Below are 17,131 nucleotides of genomic sequence, written 5' to 3' on the forward strand. Positions count from 1 at the left end.
AAGGCGGTCAGGCCTACTCGTCCTCGGTGCCGTCGGCCAGCACCTCCAGCGCGCCGGTCCGGACGTCGTAGACGCAGCCGATCACCGCGAGGTCGGCCGGCAGGTACGGCGAGCTGCGAATCCGGCGCACGTCGTGGGCCAGCACCGCCCGCTGGTCGGAGATGGTGCCGAAGTCCAGGCTGCGGGTGTCCACCCCGGAACCGGCCAGGATGTCGGCGTGCACCTGCTCGTCGGTCACCTTCGACATCCGGCAGTCGGTGTGCGCCACCACCATCACCCGCCGGACGGCCAGCAGGTGCACCGCCAGCACCAGGGTGCGCAGCACGTCGTCGGTCACCCGGGCGCCGGCGTTGCGCAGGATCTTGGCGTCGCCCTTGGCCAGGCCCAGCATGGCCAGCGGTTCGATCCGGGAGTCCATGCAGGTCACCACGGCCAGGCCGCGGGCCGCTCGGCCCTCCAGGCGCGGGTCGCGGTAGCCGGCGGCGTAGCCGGCGTTGGCCTCGAGCAGGTCGGAGAACGCTTCGGTCATGGCTCTATTTCAGCAGAACAGACGGCAGGAGCCGCGAACGGGAGGGTGGGCCGCCCCGTTCCCAGGTCCTGAGCCTGTTTCCGGTGTGCCGGAGACCGACGGGCGTCACAGGGCGGCGAGGACTGAGACGGCACGATCGAGATCGGAGTCGCTGACGAAATAGTGCGGCGAGGCCCGGCCGACCGCGAGGAGGTTGCGCCGGGTCATGTCGACGAGCGTTGACGGACGCCTGCTGACCGTGGTGGTCACCCGTTGTTCGCGCAGCCGCTGCTGCACCGTCACCGGGTCCAGGCCCTCGACGGTGAAGGACACGATGCCGCTGCCGTCGTCCGGATCGTGCACGTTCACCCGCCCGAGGGATGCCAGCTGGGTGCGCAGGTAGCGGGCCCGCCGTCGCACGGCCTGCTCGATCCGCTCGATCCCGTAGTCGAGGGCCTCGTCGAGGGCCGCCGCCAGCCCCACCAGCGCCGCGACGTCCTGCTCCCAGAACTCGAAGCGACGTGCGGACTCGGCCACCTCATACGTCGTCGGCCCGGTCCATGATGCCGAACGCAGGTCGAGCATGGCCGGCCGCAGGCGTTCCAGCGACCGGCGCCGTACCCACAGCATTCCGGTGCCGCGCGGCCCTCGCAACCACTTGCGCCCGGTGCAGGCCAGGGCGTCGATGTCGAGGTCGTTCACGTCGACAGCCAGCTGGCCTACCGATTGGCAGCCGTCCAGCAGCACGAACGCGCCGGCCTGGTGCGCGAGCGCCGCCGCCGTCCGCACGTCACCCACCAGCCCGCCATTGGTAGGTACCTGAACCAGCGAGATGGCGGCGACGTCGGCGGTGTGCAGCTTCGCCTCGAGGTCGTCCAGGTCGATGCCGCCGTCGGGGTTCTGGGCGACGAAGCTGACCTGGGCGCCCGCCTGCTCGGCTCGCTGCAGCGCGGCGATGGCGTTGCTGGCGTACTCGGGACCGGTGAGCAGGATGGTCTGTCCCGGGGCCAGCGGGATGCTGTAGAAGCAACTCGTCCACGCACGCGTGCCGCTGTCGCTCAGGGCGATCTCTTCGGGATCGTCCGATCCCACCAGCCGCGCCACCGACGACCGCAGCTCCGACAACCGGGTTGCCACCTGATCCGCCGCGGCGTACCCGCCGATCCGTGCCTCGAGCTCCAGGTGCTGCTGGACGGCCGCCAGCGTGCTGGCACTCATCAAGGACGAGCCGGCGCTGTCCAGGAACACCTGCCCGTGTGCACCGGGCGTCTTCGCACGGGCGGTGCGTGCCCACAGCTCGGCCTCGGTCCAGCTGTCGTCGGTCCTCAGGACTATGCCTCCCTCGTCATGTGCGCCGCCACTATCACCCGCGGTCCGTCGAGTTGCTCGGGCAAGGACCAGGCCTCGTCGGCCAGGCTCGCGGGATGGTTGCTCACCGACAGCACCTCGAATCCCGCCACCTGCAACAGGTACCTGATCTCGACGGGGAACAACAGCCGGTGGAAGATCACCTCCGTGGCGGACTCTTCCTGGCCGCGGGACCAGGCGTACTCCCGGCGCAGTCGCTGGCGGGCGACGTCGATCGACAGACGCGACGTGCAGGTGAGGGCGGAGCCGTCCGGAAGATCTATCGAGACCGTCGAGGTGTCGTGCAGCAACCGCTGCCCGGCCTCGGTCAGGAAGTACCCGCCGTTGCGCATCTCCAGGACCAGCAGGCCGCTGGGCTGCAGGTGCCGGCGGAACTCGGTCAGCGCCCGGTCCACTTCGGCCGGCGTGTAGTTGTACAGGAAGGTACTTCCGAGACAGAGGATGCAGTCGTAGCGGTCCGGCAGGTCGAGATCGGTCATCAGGCGCTGCTCGACCCGCGCGTCAGGGCAGCGCTCGCGGGCCCGGGCAACCATCCGGCCCGAAGCGTCCACCCCGTCGGCGTGGAAGCCTCTCGCCCGCAGGAAAGCCATTTCCGCACCCGGACCGCAGCCCACGTCCAGCACGGAGCCGGCGCCGCGGCGCGCCAGCCGGGCGGCGACCGCCTCGATCAACTCCGTTCCCACATCGGCGGTGTAGGCCTCGTACAGCTCAGGCGCATCGTGCAGGTAGTTCGGAGCGACCAAGGACTGTGGGCCGGTGGTTGCGTCGGCGGAGACCTGCATTCGCTACCCTCCCAGCCCGGGCAGCGGCGCTGCCCGATGACCTAACCTGATCCAGCCAGGGACTGCCGCGAGACGATGACCGGAGCCTGGTCGCGGAGCCGTTAGGAGTTTTCTACGTGTCATATGCTGCCGATCTCCGCCGGATCCGGGCGCTACCCGGCAGCTTCTGGCTTCTGTGGGCATGCACCTTCGTCAATCGCCTCGGGACGAGTGTCCTAGCGCTCCTGACACTCTATCTCTCGGTCGGCCGGGGGCTCGAGCCTGCGATTGTGGGACTTCTCATTGCCCTCCGGGGCGCTGGCACCGTGGTCTCCCCGCTCCTCGGTGGCTGGCTGACCGACCGGCTCGGCAACCGGGCCACGCTGTTCCTGGGAATGGCGAGCAACGCGGTGGCGCTGATCGCGGCAGGCCTGTCCGCGTCCGTGCCCGCACTCGTCGTCTCGATAACCATGCTGGGCCTGACCGACTCGATCTATCGCCCCGCGATGACCCAGTCGATAGTCGGGCGGGTCGAGGACACCCAGCGCGGACTGGCCTTCGAGATGCAATTCGTCGCCGTCAGCCTGGGCACGGCGATTTCGGCCGCCCTGGCCGGCTTCCTGGCCGAGCACAGCTTCTTCCTGGTGTTCGTCCTCGATGCGAGCACCAGCGCGGTATTCGCGCTGATCGCCTTGATCTTCCTGCACGATGTGCCGAGAAGGGGCAACCGCGAACCGGCGCCGAGCGTCGAGGTGGTGCAGAGTACTGACCTCGGCCGCAGTCCGCGCCTGGGTGTTGGGCTGTTCTACCTTGCGACCGCCTTGTTCGCGGCCGTCTATGCCCAGACCATCACTGCCCTTGCCGTGCACATGATCCGTGCCGGACTGAGCACCGGCGACTACGGAATCATGCTTTCGCTGAACGCGATCCTGGTGCTCCTGATCCAGCCGGTGGTCTCTCCCGCGCTGTTGCGATTCTCCGGGCAGGACATCCTGGCCTTCGGTCAGGGCGCGGCCGGCCTTGCGATCGCTGCGACGGCATTCTGCACGACGATGCCGGCTGTCACCGCCAGCGTCATCGCGTGGAGCATTGCCGAGATCGCGGTAGGCGCCCGGGGCACCACCATCGCGGCCGAGCTGGGCAAGCGGTCGCGGCGACCGGGCAGGGTGGTCGGCCGGTACAACAGCGCGTACGCGGCCGGGGTCCTGATCGGTGGCTCGGCGGGTTCCGCGCTGGCCTCGGGCGGTCACGAGAACATCGTCTGGGGGGCCTGTGCCCTGTTCGCGGTCGCCGGCACGATCGCGCAACGGATGTCGAAGTCCCTTATCGAGGAGCGGTCATCCCACCCGGCTGCCGCTGACCTCAGCGTTCATCCATAGCGTGGTCGCCGGAATTCCCAGCTCCTCCTCCAGGCCCGGGACGAGCGCAGGCCGCAGTGGCGCCGCCGACCGGAGCCCGTCGGCATAGGCGCACAACTGCTCGAGATCCGGTGTCCGGGCGCTCAAGCCGCGCTCTTCGAGCCAGGCAGGATCGAACACCGTGTCGAGGTAGCGGTCCCCGCTGTCGGAGAGCATGGCCACCACCGTCTGGCCGGGGCGCAGGGCGCGTGCATAGCGCAAAGCCGCCAGGTAGACCGCTCCGCTGGACGCGCCGGCGAGGATGCCCTCGTGCCGTGCCAATGCCCGGCAGGCCTGGAAGACCAGTTCGGAGGAGATCTTGAAGGCATCGTCGACCAGGGCCAGGTCGAGGTTCACCGGTGTCCAGCCCAGTCCCACACCCGGAACCGCGTAGGCCGCGGACTGGCCGCCGAAGATCTGCGAACCCTCGGCGTCGACCCCGACGAGCACGGTCTTCGGGCTGCGGTCGCGGAAGTACCGGCTGAGCCCACCGAGCTGGCCGCCGGTGCTGACGGCGGCGACGACCACGTCGGGATAGCCCACCTCCGCCACGATCTCAGGGCCGGTGGCCTGATAGTGGGCCTCGGAGTTCGCGAGATTGAAGCACTGGTCGGGACGGAAGGAGTTCGGTATGGCAGCGGCCAGTTCGTTGGCGCGGGCGATCCGGGTCTTGTGGTAGCTGCCGGTGTCGTCCTGCTCGGTCACGACGACCACTTCGGCGCCGTAGGCGTGCAGCACCCGGAGGTTCGCCGGCGTTGCCTTCGGATCGACGAGGATTATGACCCGGTACTTTCGCGCCGCCCCGATCATCGCGAGGCTGATGCCGAAGTTTCCGCTGGATGACTCGATGATCGTCCCGCCGGGCTGGAGCAAGCCGGTACGTTCGGCGAAGTCGACGAGGTGCAGCGCCGGGCGGTCCTTGACGCTGCCGGCTGGATTGGTGCGTTCCCACTTGGCCACGATCCGTGCCGAGCGGGAATCGGTGCTATGTATCAGGGGGAACGAGGGGGAGTCCCCCACTGTATCGAGTACTCCCGCTGAGTGGAAGGTCATTCGCCATCGCCTGCTTCTTCTTGGTACTGATAGGTTCGCCCAAGACGCCTGGGTTCGCCCTCGACGCTGTCTTTGGATCGTTTCGTTTCTAGCCTGCCGGAGAGGTTTATGGCAACCATCGTCGTTCTGGAGTCATTGACATTTGGCTTGTCCCGGTTGGCAGAAGCCGTTCGGTCCCGCGGGCACGACCTGGTCCTGCTGGCCCGGGATCCCGACTGGTACTGGTACGAGCTGGAGGTCGAGATTCCCAGGCGGGGCCTGGCTCCGGTACCGGTGCGGGTCTGTGAAACCTTCGACCGCGACGAGGTCCTTCGCGAGATCGCCACGTTGGCCGACGTCCGGGGACTCATCGCCAATACCGACACCTGGGGTCTCGCGGGCGCCGAGATTGCTGCCGCCCTGGGCCTGCCGACACGTGATCCACGACTTTTCTGTGACCTTCGCAACAAGACCCGGGTGCGCAACTCGTTATACTCCAAGGAGTTGAGCCCGGCACCTGCGAGCGAGCTCGCGGCATCGGCCGTGACGGCCGGCCAACTCCAAGAGCTGATCGCCTCGGCACCGAGTGGTCACATCATCGTGAAGGACGCGGCGGGAACTGGCAGTGAGAACGTGTGGCTGGCCACCTCGGGCACGGCGGCATCGGTGGCAACCGAGGTGAGCGCTGCTGCGCGGAACGGGCGGTTGCGCTCGCAGACGGTGACCTGTGAGCCTTATTTTGAAGGCGAACTCTTCAGTGCCGAGACCGTCTCCTTCGAGGGCGAGCACCGTTTCCTCGCAGTCTCCGGACGGATCACCTCCAGCTTCCCCGGATTCCGGGAGAACGCGGCGGTCACGCCGGTCTCGACCACCGGACGGCTGGCCGGCGTCGAGGAGTGGGTGAGCCGGGTCCTGACCGCGGTCGGCTACGACACCGGCTTCGCCCACACCGAGTTCGTGGTCGGCCCGGACGGCTTCGAGGTCATCGAGGTGAACCCGAGGCTTGGCGGGGTCACGATCGGAGAGGCATTGAGCCGTGCCTTGCAGGTGAATATCTACGATGCATTGGTAGACATCGCCCTCGGCGAGCGCCCCCGCCTGATGGACCTGGAGGCGGCACCGCGTTCCTGTGTGGCACAGTGGGTGCTCTATCCCGACCGGGCCGGGGAGTTCGTGTCGGTCCGGGACCGGCTCAGTGGCGCACCGCTGGCCACGGGTGAATGGTTTCCGACCAAGCGGGTCGGTGTCCAGCTACCCGACCCGGTCGACCAGCGCGCGTCGGTGGGCATGCTCGTGGTCGAGGAAGCCAGTGCCGACCTGGCCATCCTGCGTATGCTGTCCCGCCAGAACGCCGTCGAGGTAGTGGTGGCATGACCTCGCACGTGCTGGTCGTCGGCGGCTGGACCGAGGGCCTGGCTGCCGCCCTGGGCACTGCCGACGCGGTCAGTTTCATCGGCTCCGTCGAGGCGTCGGACAGCTTCGACACGGCACTGCTGAGCCAGTGCTTCCAGGTTCGGCAGTCCCGGGTGGACGACGCGACGGCCGTGGTTCTCGCGGCCCACGAGATAGCTGCCTCGCTCCCGGTGACCCGGGTGGTGTGCCAGACCGAGCGAGGGCTGATCCCTGCCGCGATTGCCGCCCAGTCGCTGAGGATTCCGGGACCGGAGCTCCTGCCCGTGATGCTCACCATGTACAAGCCGGCGCTGCGCAAGCGACTCACCGGCTCGGCTGCCGAACGTTATTCCCTGCCCTACGCGAGCATCCAGAGCCCCGCGGACCTGCGGGAGTTCGCCGAGCGGGTCGGGCTGCCGCTGATCGTCAAGCCCACCGACGGTGCCGGCGCGGTAGGTGTTCGCCAGATCCGGACGCAGGCCGAGCTGGACGAAGTTCTGAGCGGGGACTTCACCGCAGAGCCGAGGCTCGCGGAGGAGCTCGTCGACGGGCCGGACATCTACAGCGTGGAGACCCAGTCGGTGGACGGCCGGCACGTGGTGGTCGGCTTCTCCTACTCGCGGCTGACGCGTTATCCGTACGCGGTCTTCAACTGCACCTTCGTGCCTCCACCGGCGGCCAAGCTGGGAGCGGAGGAGATGAAGCTGGCCGCTGACATGGCGCAGCAGGTGCTCGACGCCATCGGTCTGCGCAACGGTTCGGCTCACACGGAGTTCAAGCTCCGCGGCGACGGAACGCCGGTGCTGATCGAGTCGCAGCTGCGGGTCGGCGGGGACCGCATCTGGCGGATGGTCGACGACGCGCTCGGGGTGCGGCAGCTCGCTGCCGACAGTCACGGTCAGATCCCGCAGCTGCCTGCCGTGCCGCCGGCCTGTCAGGCCTTCTACTCGTTCGTGCCACCCAGTGGCGAGCTCGCGCAGGTGCGGGGGTTGGAGGCCCTGGCCTCCGATCCGGCAGTGCTGTCGGTGGATGTGCTGCCCGGTCTGCTGGAGCGCGGAGTTCCCGATATCGTGGACAACCTGCAGCGCCCGGTGCAGGTGCTGGTCACGGCCGGAAACGCGGAGGCCCTTGCCGAGGCCTTGAGCCGCGTGACCACCGCGATCGAGTTCTGCTACGCAGACGGACGGTGCTGGCGTGCCCCGGCGCCGGACTTTGCCTAGGGGGTACTGACCAGGAGGGGAGCGCGGATGCCCGCACCGACGTCGGCCCGGTCGCCGGAGCAGGGCCGGTGACCGGGGGCGGAGCACCTCCTGGCCTGGCGTTGAAGTCGGCAGCCGGACGCTGGGTGCTGGCCGCCGCCGTGCTGGGCAGCGGGATGGCCATGCTGGACGCGACCGTGGTGAACGTGGCGCTGCCCCGGATCGGGGCGAACCTGCACGCCGGCCTGACCAGCCTGCAGTGGCTGCTGAACGCCTACACCCTGACCCTGTCCGGGCTGCTGCTGCTCGGCGGCTCGCTCGGCGACCGGTTGGGCCGGCGGCGGATCTTCGCCCACGGGGTGCTGTGGTTCGCGATCGCGTCGGCCGGCTGCGCGCTGGCGCCCACCGTGCAGGTGCTGATCGGCATGCGGGCGGCGCAGGGGGTGGCCGCGGCCCTGCTCACGCCGGGGTCGCTGGCGATCCTGGAGGCGGTGTTCCGCCGCGAGGACCGGGCGGCGGCGGTCGGCGCCTGGTCCGGGCTGGGCGGGGTGGCCACCGCGATCGGGCCGGTGCTCGGCGGCCTGCTGACCGGCCTGGCGCCGTGGGGCTGGCGGCTGGTGTTCCTGCTCAACCTGCCGCTGGCCGCCGTGGTGCTGGTGGTCACCCGCAACTGGGTGCCCGAGACCCGTGACGAGCAGGCCGGCGGGCGGCTGGACCTGACCGGCGCGGCGCTGGCCGCCCTCGGGCTCGGCGGGGTGGTCTACGCCCTCACCGAGGGACCGGTGCGCCGCTGGCCGGGCTCGCTGCTGGCCACCGCGGCGGCCGGGGTGGCGCTGCTGGTGGCCTTCGGGATCAACGAGCACCGGCGGCAGTCGCCGATGATGCCGCTGTCGCTGTTCTCCTCCCGGCAGTTCAGCGCCGCCAACCTGGTGACCTTCCTGGTCTATGCGGCGCTGTCCGGATCGCTGTTCCTGCTCCCGGTGCAGCTGCAGCTGGTCAGCGGTTTCAGCCCGGTCGCGGCGGGTAGCTCGATGCTGCCGGTGACCGTGGTGATGCTGCTGCTGTCGGCCCGGATGGGCCGGCTGGCGCAGCGCATCGGACCGCGCCGGCCGATGGCGGTGGGGCCGGTGCTGGCCGGGATCGGGCTCGCCCTGCTGGTCCGGCTGGGACCCGACTCGGGCTACCTCACCGGCGTGCTGCCCGCCGTTGTCATCTTCGCCCTGGGCCTGAGCGGCACCGTCGCGCCGCTGACCGCCACTGTGTTGGCCGCCGCGCCCGAACACCAGGTCGGCATCGCCTCGGCGGTCAACAACGCGGTGGCCCGGACCGCGGGCCTGCTGGCGGTCGCGGTGCTGCCCGCGCTGGCCGGCATCACCCCTACCGCGCTGGCGCACCCGGCGGCCCTGTCGACCGGCTTCCACCACGCGGTGCTGATCGCCGCGGGGCTGTGCATCGCCGGCGGCCTGCTGGCCTGGCTGACCATCTCCGACGACGTGCTGGCCGGGGAGCCCGCGCCGGCCGTCCCGGCAGCCACCCCGCCGGCGCCGCACCCGCCCAGCCTGCCCGGGCACTGAGGCCGTGGTTGCGGGGATCCCCGGGGTCGGCCGGACGGCGCCCGCGCGCCGCTAGACCCGGGGTGCCGGCAGGTCGGGCAGCGTGCCGGTCTCGACCACCTCGGCGGCGACCGAGCGCAGCTTGCGGTGCAGCTGCTGGCTGGCCACCCGCAACAGCGTGAAGGCCTGTTCCTGGGTGACCTTGCGGGCCGACATCAGCACGCCGAGCGCCATGCCGATGGTCCGGCTGCTCTCCAGCGCGGCCTCCAGGTGGGTGGCCTGGTTCTCGGCCTCGTTCAGCGCGACCAGGCTGGAGGCCAGCGCCGCGAAGATGGTGGCCGTGTCGACGGCATCGGAGTTGAACGCATTCGGCTGGTCGGCGTACAGGTTCAGCGCCGCCGCCCGCTCGCCGGCCAGCCGGAAGGCCAGCACGCTGCGGACCGGGGTCTGCGCCGCGGTCGCCTCGGCGAACTGCGGCCAGCGCGGCTCGTTCTCGACGTCGAAGAGCAGGTAGTCGGTGGCATCGGTGGCCGCGGACAGGCACGGTCCCTCGTGGAACCGGTACTGCAGCTCGTCCACCTGGCGGGCCACCTCGTCGGAGACGGTCACGCTGTGGCCCTGCACGCCGTGCAGCGCGGTGATGCTGGCCCAGGTGCAGCCCTCGACATGCTTGACCGCCAGGTCGACGATCCGGCGCAACGCCGCCCGGCTGTCGCCGGCGCCGCGCAGCTCGGAACTGAGAGCCGCGAACTCCTGCGACAGCTCCAGCATCTCGGTGGTGTCCACGGCTGCCCCCAGGTGTTGCCCGCCGCGGAGTGTCGGCGACGGAAGCATCTTGCATGATGGCTGCCCGATGTGGCCACCCTGCCCGGGGGTTGTGCGCGTGGCGCCGGGGCGGGGGAGGGGCCGCGGCCGGTGGCTCGATGCGTCCCGAGCGGCCGGCCGGGTTTCTGCCGCTGCTTTTTCCGCGCCGGCGATATCTGACTTCCCGCCTTTCGGCAGGAGTAATTAATGGCACCCGGACGGGGCGCTCAGCTGCTTTGTGTAGATGCAGTGTGAACGTCATGAAAGCAGAATTTGGTGCTGCGATCTGCTGGAAACGTAAGGAGATTCTCATGAAATCCTGCCTGCTGAATTTACATGTTCAAGCCATTGACGGCGTATTGCATTTTCGGTTACGTTTCCGCGGAAGCACCCAAAGCGCCGGTTATTCCGGCCGGTATTTCCCCGTTCTGCCCCCGTGCCGGCGTCTGAGAGGAGCCCTCGTCCGGCGCTGATCCGCTATGCCCGCTGCCGGTCCGACATGGACTGGAAACAACCGGCTACCGCTCAGCCCTCGAGCGTGCTGCCGGCACCTGCCGTCCCCCAACCCCCGAAAGGTCGACAATGACGTTGCACACCCGATCGCGCCGGCGTGGCGCGGTCCTCGGGGTCGCGAGCCTCGCGGCCCTCGCAGTCACCGGGATCGTCCAGGCCGGCTCGGCCGACGCCGCCCCGGGCAACCCTTACTCGCCGGCGGCCGGGCACAGCTACCGGCACGGCGTGGTTCCCACTATCGGCACCCAGGCGAAGATGAACGCCTACGCCAAGGCGCACCCCGCGACGATCACCGCCACCGGCCCGCAGACGCTGTCCTACGGCGGCGGCATCGACGGCATCGGCGTGCAGAGCGGGCACTCCAAGACCTACCTGATCTTCTACGGCAGCCAGTGGGGGACCTCGTCCACCGATGCCAACGGCAACCTGAAGTTCACCAACGACTCCGCCGGCGCGGCGGGCGCCGCCCAGCAGATGTTCAAGGGCATCGGCACCAACAACGAGCTGTGGTCGGCCGACCTGACCCAGTGGTGCGACGGCGCCGGCGTGGCGACCGGCGCGACCAGCTGCCCGGCCTCCGGCGCCAGCTACATCCCCTACCAGACCGGCGGCGTGCTGGCCGGTGTCTGGTACGACAACTCGGTCGCCTCGCCGGCCACGGCCAGCGGCCACCAGCTGGGCCAGGAGGCGGTCAACGCCGCGGCCCACTTCGGCAACACCACCGCGGCCTCGAACCGGTACGCCTACTACGTGATCCTGTCGCCGCACGGCACCAACCCCGACAGCTACCAGGGCCAGTACTGCGCCTGGCACGACTACAACGGCGACACCACGCTGACCGGTGGCGCGGTGAGCTCGCCCTACGGTGACATCGCCTTCTCCAACCAGCCGTACAACATCGACTCCGGCGCCGGCTGCGGCGTGGGCTTCGTCAACTCGCCCGGCACGCTGGACGGCTGGACGATGACGCTGGGCCACGAGTGGCACGAGATGATGTCGGACCAGAACCCGGCCGGCGGCTGGACCAACCACACCGGCAGCTCCTACAACGGTCAGGAGAACTCCGACGAGTGCGCGTGGCTCTCGCCCGGCACCGCCGGCGGTGCCGCCAACGTCTCCTTCGGCTCGTTCGGCACCTACGCCGAGCAGGCCAGCTGGTCCAACGACACCAACAACTGCGCCATCAGCCACGCCATCGTCACCCACGGCACCAGCGGCGTGACGGTGACCAACCCGGGCAGCCAGACCGGCACGGTGGGCACCGCCAAGAGCCTGACCATGTCGGCCAGTGGCGGCACCGCGCCGTACACCTGGTCGGCGACCGGCCTGCCTCCGGGCCTGTCGATCAACTCCTCGACCGGCGTCATCTCCGGCACCCCGACCACCGCGGGCACCTACAGCTCGACGGTCACCGCGACCGCGTCGGCGGGCGGCTCCGGCTCGGCCACCTTCTCCTGGACGATCAGTCCCGTCGGTGGTGGCTGCACCTCACCGGGCCAGAAGCTGCTCAACCCCGGCTTCGAGTCCGGCAACGTGAACTGGACGGCCAGCTCCGGGGTGATCGGGCAGTACGGGGCCTCCGGTGAGCCGACCCACGGCGGCAGCTGGAACGCCTGGATGGACGGCTACGGCACCACCCACACCGACACGCTGTCCCAGTCGGTGTCCATCCCGTCCGGGTGCGTGGCGACCTTCAGCTTCTACCTGCACATCGACACGGCCGAGACGACCACCACCACGGCCTTCGACAAGCTGACCGTCAAGGCGAACAGCACCGTGCTGGCGACGTACTCCAACCTCAACAAGAACACCGGGTACGCGCTGAAGAGCTTCACCGTCCCGGCCGGCACCACCAGTGTCAGCTTCACCGCCACCGAGGACGCCTCGCTGCAGACCTCGTTCGTGATCGACGACACCGCGTTCAACGCCAGCTGAGGCGGTACCGCACAGCGGGAACGAAGTTCCCGGCGGCCCCGGACCGGCAGGTCCGGGGCCGCCGGCTGTCCGAGGGGCCGCGGCCGGAAGGGCACCCGGCCGGCCGGCTCGTCCCGGGGAGGGCCGGGTCGAAGAATTGCGCCACAACCCCTCACATCTGCTCCGGCCCGGTCGATAGGAACCTCATGGTCGGGGAGCCACGGGGTGCGGGGGGCGGTAGTCGCCCCTCTTTACTCATGCCCTCGATGTTCACCGCCTTCTTCTATTCCTCGGTGATCCTGGGCTGGGCGTCGCTCGCGCTGGCGGTCCGGTCCCTGGTCAGCTCCGATCTCGACACCGCCGGCGCTCCGCTGGCGATGACCGCGGTGCTGCTGGTGGTGCTGGAGCTCCGCCCGCTCATCCAGGGCCGCGGCCACGATCCGCAGGGCGTGGTGATGTCGACCGCGTTCGCCTGCGCGATCCTGTTCCTGTGGGGCCCGTGGCCGGCGATCGTGGTGGTCAGCATCGCCTCGGTGGCCGCCGACCGGCGGGCTCGCAAGACGCTGTGGAAGGTGATCTTCAACGTCGGGCAGTACAACCTGTCGATCTGCGCCGCCTGGGCGGTGATGGCAGTCTGCTCCGGCACCCCGTCGGTGGAGCAGCCGCTGCGTTCGCTGTCCGGCATGGACCTGCCGTGGATGGCCGGCGCCTGCCTGGCCTACTTCTTCACCAACCTGGTGCTGGTCTCCGGGGCGCTGGCCTGGACCAGCTCGTTCCGGCGGTTCCTGTTCGACGACTTCTGGCACTACACCGCCACCACGTTCTCGGTGCTGGCGCTCTCGCCGCTGATCGTCACGGTGGCCAACGCGGCCTGGGAGCTGCTGCCGCTGCTGCTCATCCCGCTGGTGCTGGTCTACAAGATGGCCCAGATGTCGGTCGAGCGCGAGCACCAGGCCGGCCACGACCCGCTCACCGGCCTGCCCAACCGGTTCCACCTGCAGGCCTCGCTGGCCGCCGAGCTCGCCCAGTCCAAGCGGGACGGCCGCCCGTTCGGGCTGCTGCTGATCGACCTGGACCACTTCAAGGAGGTCAACGACACCCTCGGCCACCACGTCGGCGACCAGCTGCTGATCCGCTTCGCCGAGCGGTTGAGCAACGCGGTACGGCCCACCGACCACGTCGCCCGGCTGGGCGGCGACGAGTTCGCGGTGATCGTGCCGGACGCCGACGAGGCGGAGGTGCTCGGCGTCGCCGAGCGAATCCGGGCGGCGCTGGAGAACCCGGTGTCGCTGGAAGGCATGCGGCTGGAGATCGAGGCCTCGATCGGGCTGGCGATGCATCCGGACCACGCCCTGGGGGCTGAGGACCTGTTGCGGCTGTCCGACGTGGCGATGTACGTCGCCAAGGAGTCCCGTTCCGGGGTGGTCACCTACTCCTCGCACCGCGACCGCAACTCCACCGACCGGCTGACCCTGCTCGGCGAGCTGCGCCAGGCCCTGGACGCCGACGCGCTCACCGTGCAGTACCAGCCGAAGGTGTCGCTGCACGACCAGTCGCTGCTGGGCGTCGAGGCACTGATCCGCTGGCAGCACCCGCAGCGCGGCTTCGTGCCGCCGGAGGAGTTCCTGCCGATGGCCGAACGGTCCGGCCTGATGCACCTGGTGACCGACCGGCTGGTGATGCGGGCCCTGTCGCAGCTGGCCGAGTGGCGGCTGCTGGGCCTGTCGGTGCCGGTGACGATGAACGTCGCGCTTTCCGACCTGCTCGACGGCCGGCTGGCCGAGCTGGTGATGACCGGCCTGAGCCGCTGCGACCTGCCGCCGGAGATGGTGCAGCTCGAGATCGACGAGCGGGTGCTCGCCCAGCACAGCGACGAGCTGACCGAGGTGCTGCGCGACCTGGACGCCATGGGCATCACGCTCAGCCTGGACGACTTCGGCACCGGCTACTCCTCGCTGCTGCGGCTGGAGACGCTGCCGGTGCGCGAGATCAAGATCGACCGCGAGTTCGTCAGCCGGCTCGGCGAGGGCCGCTCCTCGACCGGGGTGGTGCGGGCGATCGCGGACCTTGCGCACGCGCTGGGGATGCGAGCGGTCGCCGAGGGTGTGGAGACCGAAGCCGAGTGGCGGCTGCTGCGCGAGCTCGGCTGCGACGGTGCGCAGGGTTGGCACATCGCCGCCCCGATGCCCGGGCCCCGGGCCACCGAATGGCTCCTGGCGCACGCGGCCAGCCGGCAACCGGTGCTGGACAGCCCGGCCGGCCGGCAGCTGGACAGCGTGGTCGTCCGGGCCGAGGTGGCGTCCTGAACGCAGTCGGGAACCAGAAGATGTCCACTCCGTCCACCGGCAGGAACGGGCCTGCGACCAGCGCGGAGCTGGGAGGCATGACCAGCGAGGCCGACCGGCGTGGCGCCCTGCCCGAGCGTGCCGTCCGGCAGCTCGGCATCGCCGTCTGGGTCGTCATCTCGGTGGGCTTCGTCCTCAACCTGGTGGGTGCGGGAGGTCCGACCGACGCGGTGCGCACCGCCCACGTGCTGACCCTGGCGATCTTCTTCGTGCTGATCCTGGTGCGGATCGGGATCGCGGCCGCCGCCCGGCTGCGCCGCCGCAGCGCGCTGTGGGTGCTGTTCGCCGCGATCGCCCTGTGGGCCGCCGGGTCCGCGGTGCTCAACGCCAGCTCGTCCGAACCCGACCTCACCCGCTTCCCGGCACCCGGCGAATGGCTGTTCCTGGCCTCCTACCTGGGCATCGCCGGCTACCTGATCATCGACACCGCCCACCGGCTGACCGCCGCGGTGGACGGCTGGCTGGAGGCGGTGGTGGTCTGCGGCGGCACCGCGTGCCTGGCCGGCAGCCCGCTGCTGCTGGGAGTCGGCAGCGCGGCCGGCGGGCACGGCGTGCCGCTGCTGCTGGCGCTGCTCTACCCGATGATCGACGTCGCGCTGATGCTGCTGGTGGTCGGCCAGGTGGTGCTGCGGGTACGCCGCAGCCTGGAGCGCTCGGCGGTGCTGTGCTTCGGCCTGGGGCTGTTCGCGGTCGCAGACCTCAACTTCGTCACCAACTTGTCGGCGGGCACCTACGGCTTCAACCTCGTGGATGGGCTGCTGTGGGCAGCCGGCTTCGCGCTGATCGTCGAGGCGGCCTGCCGGCCGGGGGCCGAAGTGCTCAAGGCGCTGCCCCGCCGCCCCGGGCCGCTGCTGATGGTCACCCCGGCCTTCATCGCGATCGCGGTGCTGGCGGTGCGCCCGCACACCGGGCTGGGGCCGTACCTGACCTGGCCGGCGGTGCTCACCCTGCTCGCGGCCGGCGGCCGGCTGGTGCTGGCCCTGCGCGAGGCCAAGGGCGCGGCCGAGGCGTTCGCGCTGTCGCGCACCGACGACCTGACCCTGCTGCCCAACCGGCGTTCGGTGATCGCCAAGCTGGACGCCGAGCTCGCCTCCGACCGGCCGCTGGCGCTGATGCTGCTCGACCTGGACGGCTTCAAGGACGTCAACGACACCCTCGGGCACGCGGCCGGCGACTCGGTGCTGCAACTGGCCGCGCACCGGATGCGCGAGGCGTTGCCGGCGTCGGTGATGATCGGCCGGCTCGGCGGCGACGAGTACGCCATCGTGATGTCCAGCGACGACGCCCTGGTGCTGCTGGAGACCGCGCAGCGGATCCTCGAGGTCCTGCTCGAGCCCACCCTGGTGGAGGGCATCGAGCTCAGCACCAACGCCTCGATCGGGATCACGGTGCGCTCCGCGACCGACACCCAGAGCGTGGAACTGCTCCGGCGGGCCGACGTGGCGATGTACCAGGCCAAGTCCACCCGGGCCGGAGCGGTGCTCTACGACGTGCACTCCGACGACTTCTCCCGCAACAAGCTGCAGCTGGCCGAGGAGTTGCGCAAGGCGATCCCCGAGGGCCAGCTGGTGTTGCACTACCAGCCCCAGATCGACGCCGCGACCCAGCAGGTGTGCGGCGTGGAGGCGCTGGTGCGCTGGCAGCACCCGCAGCGCGGGCTGCTGCACCCGATCGCCTTCCTGGCGGCTGCCCGGCGCGAGGGCCTGATGCTGTCGCTGTCCCTGGCCGTCGGCCGGATGGTGGTGGAGGACCTGCACCGGTGGCGGGCCAACGGCCTGGACCTGCGGGTCTCGCTCAACTGCGCCCCGCCGGAGCTGCTCTCCGGCGTCTTCCTGCCCCGGCTCTACGACGCGATCGCCCAGGCGAAACTGCCGAGCGAGAGCCTGGTCATCGAGGTCACCGAGGACAGCTTCATCGCCGAGCCCGCCCGGGCCCGCACCATCCTGCGCGACATCCGGACGCATCGGGTGCAGATCGCCATCGACGACTACGGCACCGGCTTCTCCTCGCTGTCCTACCTGCGCGACCTGCCGGTGCAGGAACTGAAGATGGACCGGTCCTTCATCGCGGCCATGAACACCGACACCCGCAGCCGGATGATCGTCGCCTCCACCTTCCAGATGGCGCAGGCGCTCGGGTTGCGCACGGTGGCCGAGGGAGTGGAGAACGCGGCGACCGCCGCCGACCTGATCGCGATGGGCGTCGACGTGCTGCAGGGCTACCATGTGGCCAAGCCGATGCCGGCCGCCGAGGTGGAGAACTGGATTCGCAACCGCACCACGGTCTCCGACGGCGGCTTCGACTCGCTGCCGCTGGACGGCCAGCGCCGCGACCAGTAACCCTTC

Annotated in this window: 12 protein-coding genes; 7 read left to right on the plus strand and 5 right to left on the minus strand. The window is 70.1% G+C overall.

The window, feature by feature from the left end:
- Nucleotides 1–13: 13 nt before the first annotated feature.
- The 3 genes from VLJ82_RS18200 to VLJ82_RS18210 form a co-directional block, all read right to left on the minus strand.
- Nucleotides 14–529 (minus strand): beta-class carbonic anhydrase, encoded by a 516-nt coding sequence (locus VLJ82_RS18200; protein WP_408664776.1) that lies wholly within the window; start codon nt 527–529, stop codon nt 14–16.
- 105 nt (nt 530–634) lie between these two features.
- Entirely contained in the window at nt 635–1,756 is a 1,122-nt protein-coding gene (locus tag VLJ82_RS18205; RefSeq protein ID WP_408664777.1) for an aminotransferase class V-fold PLP-dependent enzyme, read from the minus strand.
- Nucleotides 1,757–1,839: 83 nt separating this feature from the next.
- On the minus strand, nt 1,840–2,658 hold the full coding sequence (locus tag VLJ82_RS18210; protein ID WP_408664778.1) for a class I SAM-dependent DNA methyltransferase: 819 nt from the start codon (nt 2,656–2,658) through the stop codon (nt 1,840–1,842).
- 116 nt (nt 2,659–2,774) lie between these two features.
- On the opposite strand from VLJ82_RS18210, the gene VLJ82_RS18215 reads away from it, so the two are divergent.
- Nucleotides 2,775–4,016, plus strand: a complete 1,242-nt coding sequence (locus VLJ82_RS18215; RefSeq protein ID WP_408664779.1) for an MFS transporter — start codon at nt 2,775–2,777, stop codon at nt 4,014–4,016.
- Here VLJ82_RS18215 and VLJ82_RS18220 read toward each other — a convergent pair.
- Complete coding sequence (locus VLJ82_RS18220; RefSeq protein ID WP_408664780.1) at nt 3,975–5,087, minus strand: cysteine synthase family protein; 1,113 nt, start codon at nt 5,085–5,087, stop codon at nt 3,975–3,977. The genes VLJ82_RS18215 and VLJ82_RS18220 overlap by 42 nt on opposite strands.
- Nucleotides 5,088–5,195: 108 nt before the next feature.
- Between VLJ82_RS18220 and VLJ82_RS18225 the strand changes: the two genes are divergently transcribed.
- From VLJ82_RS18225 to VLJ82_RS18235, 3 genes are all read left to right on the plus strand, one after another.
- Nucleotides 5,196–6,440, plus strand: coding sequence for an ATP-grasp domain-containing protein (locus VLJ82_RS18225; protein WP_408664781.1), 1,245 nt, complete (start codon nt 5,196–5,198; stop codon nt 6,438–6,440).
- A gap of 8 nt (nt 6,441–6,448) precedes the next feature.
- On the plus strand, nt 6,449–7,678 hold the full coding sequence (locus tag VLJ82_RS18230) for an ATP-grasp domain-containing protein (protein WP_408664782.1): 1,230 nt from the start codon (nt 6,449–6,451) through the stop codon (nt 7,676–7,678).
- A 68-nt stretch (nt 7,679–7,746) separates the two neighbouring features.
- A complete protein-coding gene (locus VLJ82_RS18235; protein ID WP_408664783.1) occupies nt 7,747–9,231 on the plus strand; it encodes an MFS transporter in 1,485 nt (494 codons plus the stop codon).
- A 51-nt stretch (nt 9,232–9,282) separates the two neighbouring features.
- Here VLJ82_RS18235 and VLJ82_RS18240 read toward each other — a convergent pair whose 3' ends face one another.
- Entirely contained in the window at nt 9,283–9,996 is a 714-nt protein-coding gene (locus VLJ82_RS18240; RefSeq protein WP_408664784.1) for an ANTAR domain-containing protein, read from the minus strand.
- 600 nt (nt 9,997–10,596) lie between these two features.
- On the opposite strand from VLJ82_RS18240, the gene VLJ82_RS18245 reads away from it, so the two are divergent.
- The 3 genes from VLJ82_RS18245 to VLJ82_RS18255 all read left to right on the plus strand — a co-directional run bounded on the left by VLJ82_RS18245 (nt 10,597) and on the right by VLJ82_RS18255 (nt 17,125).
- Nucleotides 10,597–12,462, plus strand: coding sequence for an Ig domain-containing protein (locus tag VLJ82_RS18245; RefSeq protein ID WP_408664785.1), 1,866 nt, complete (start codon nt 10,597–10,599; stop codon nt 12,460–12,462).
- A 236-nt stretch (nt 12,463–12,698) separates the two neighbouring features.
- A complete protein-coding gene (locus VLJ82_RS18250; protein ID WP_408664786.1) occupies nt 12,699–14,747 on the plus strand; it encodes a putative bifunctional diguanylate cyclase/phosphodiesterase in 2,049 nt (682 codons plus the stop codon).
- 77 nt (nt 14,748–14,824) lie between these two features.
- Nucleotides 14,825–17,125 carry a putative bifunctional diguanylate cyclase/phosphodiesterase gene (locus VLJ82_RS18255; RefSeq protein WP_408664787.1) on the plus strand — a complete coding sequence of 767 codons (2,301 nt, stop codon included), beginning with the start codon at nt 14,825–14,827 and terminating at the stop codon, nt 17,123–17,125.
- Nucleotides 17,126–17,131: the final 6 nt, after the last annotated feature.

It is taken from the genome of Jatrophihabitans sp. (assembly GCF_035474675.1).
Classification (GTDB): Bacteria; Actinomycetota; Actinomycetes; order Mycobacteriales; family Jatrophihabitantaceae; genus Jatrophihabitans_A.

Coding starts and splice junctions, on each gene's coding strand:
- VLJ82_RS18200 (WP_408664776.1), bottom strand. CDS start 529: ATGACCGAAGCGTTCTCCGACCTGCTCGAGGCCAACGCCGGCTACGCC.
- VLJ82_RS18210 (WP_408664778.1), bottom strand. CDS start 2,658: ATGCAGGTCTCCGCCGACGCAACCACCGGCCCACAGTCCTTGGTCGCT.
- VLJ82_RS18220 (WP_408664780.1), bottom strand. CDS start 5,087: ATGACCTTCCACTCAGCGGGAGTACTCGATACAGTGGGGGACTCCCCC.
- VLJ82_RS18225 (WP_408664781.1), top strand. CDS start 5,196: ATGGCAACCATCGTCGTTCTGGAGTCATTGACATTTGGCTTGTCCCGG.
- VLJ82_RS18245 (WP_408664785.1), top strand. CDS start 10,597: ATGACGTTGCACACCCGATCGCGCCGGCGTGGCGCGGTCCTCGGGGTC.
- VLJ82_RS18250 (WP_408664786.1), top strand. CDS start 12,699: ATGCCCTCGATGTTCACCGCCTTCTTCTATTCCTCGGTGATCCTGGGC.
- VLJ82_RS18255 (WP_408664787.1), top strand. CDS start 14,825: ATGACCAGCGAGGCCGACCGGCGTGGCGCCCTGCCCGAGCGTGCCGTC.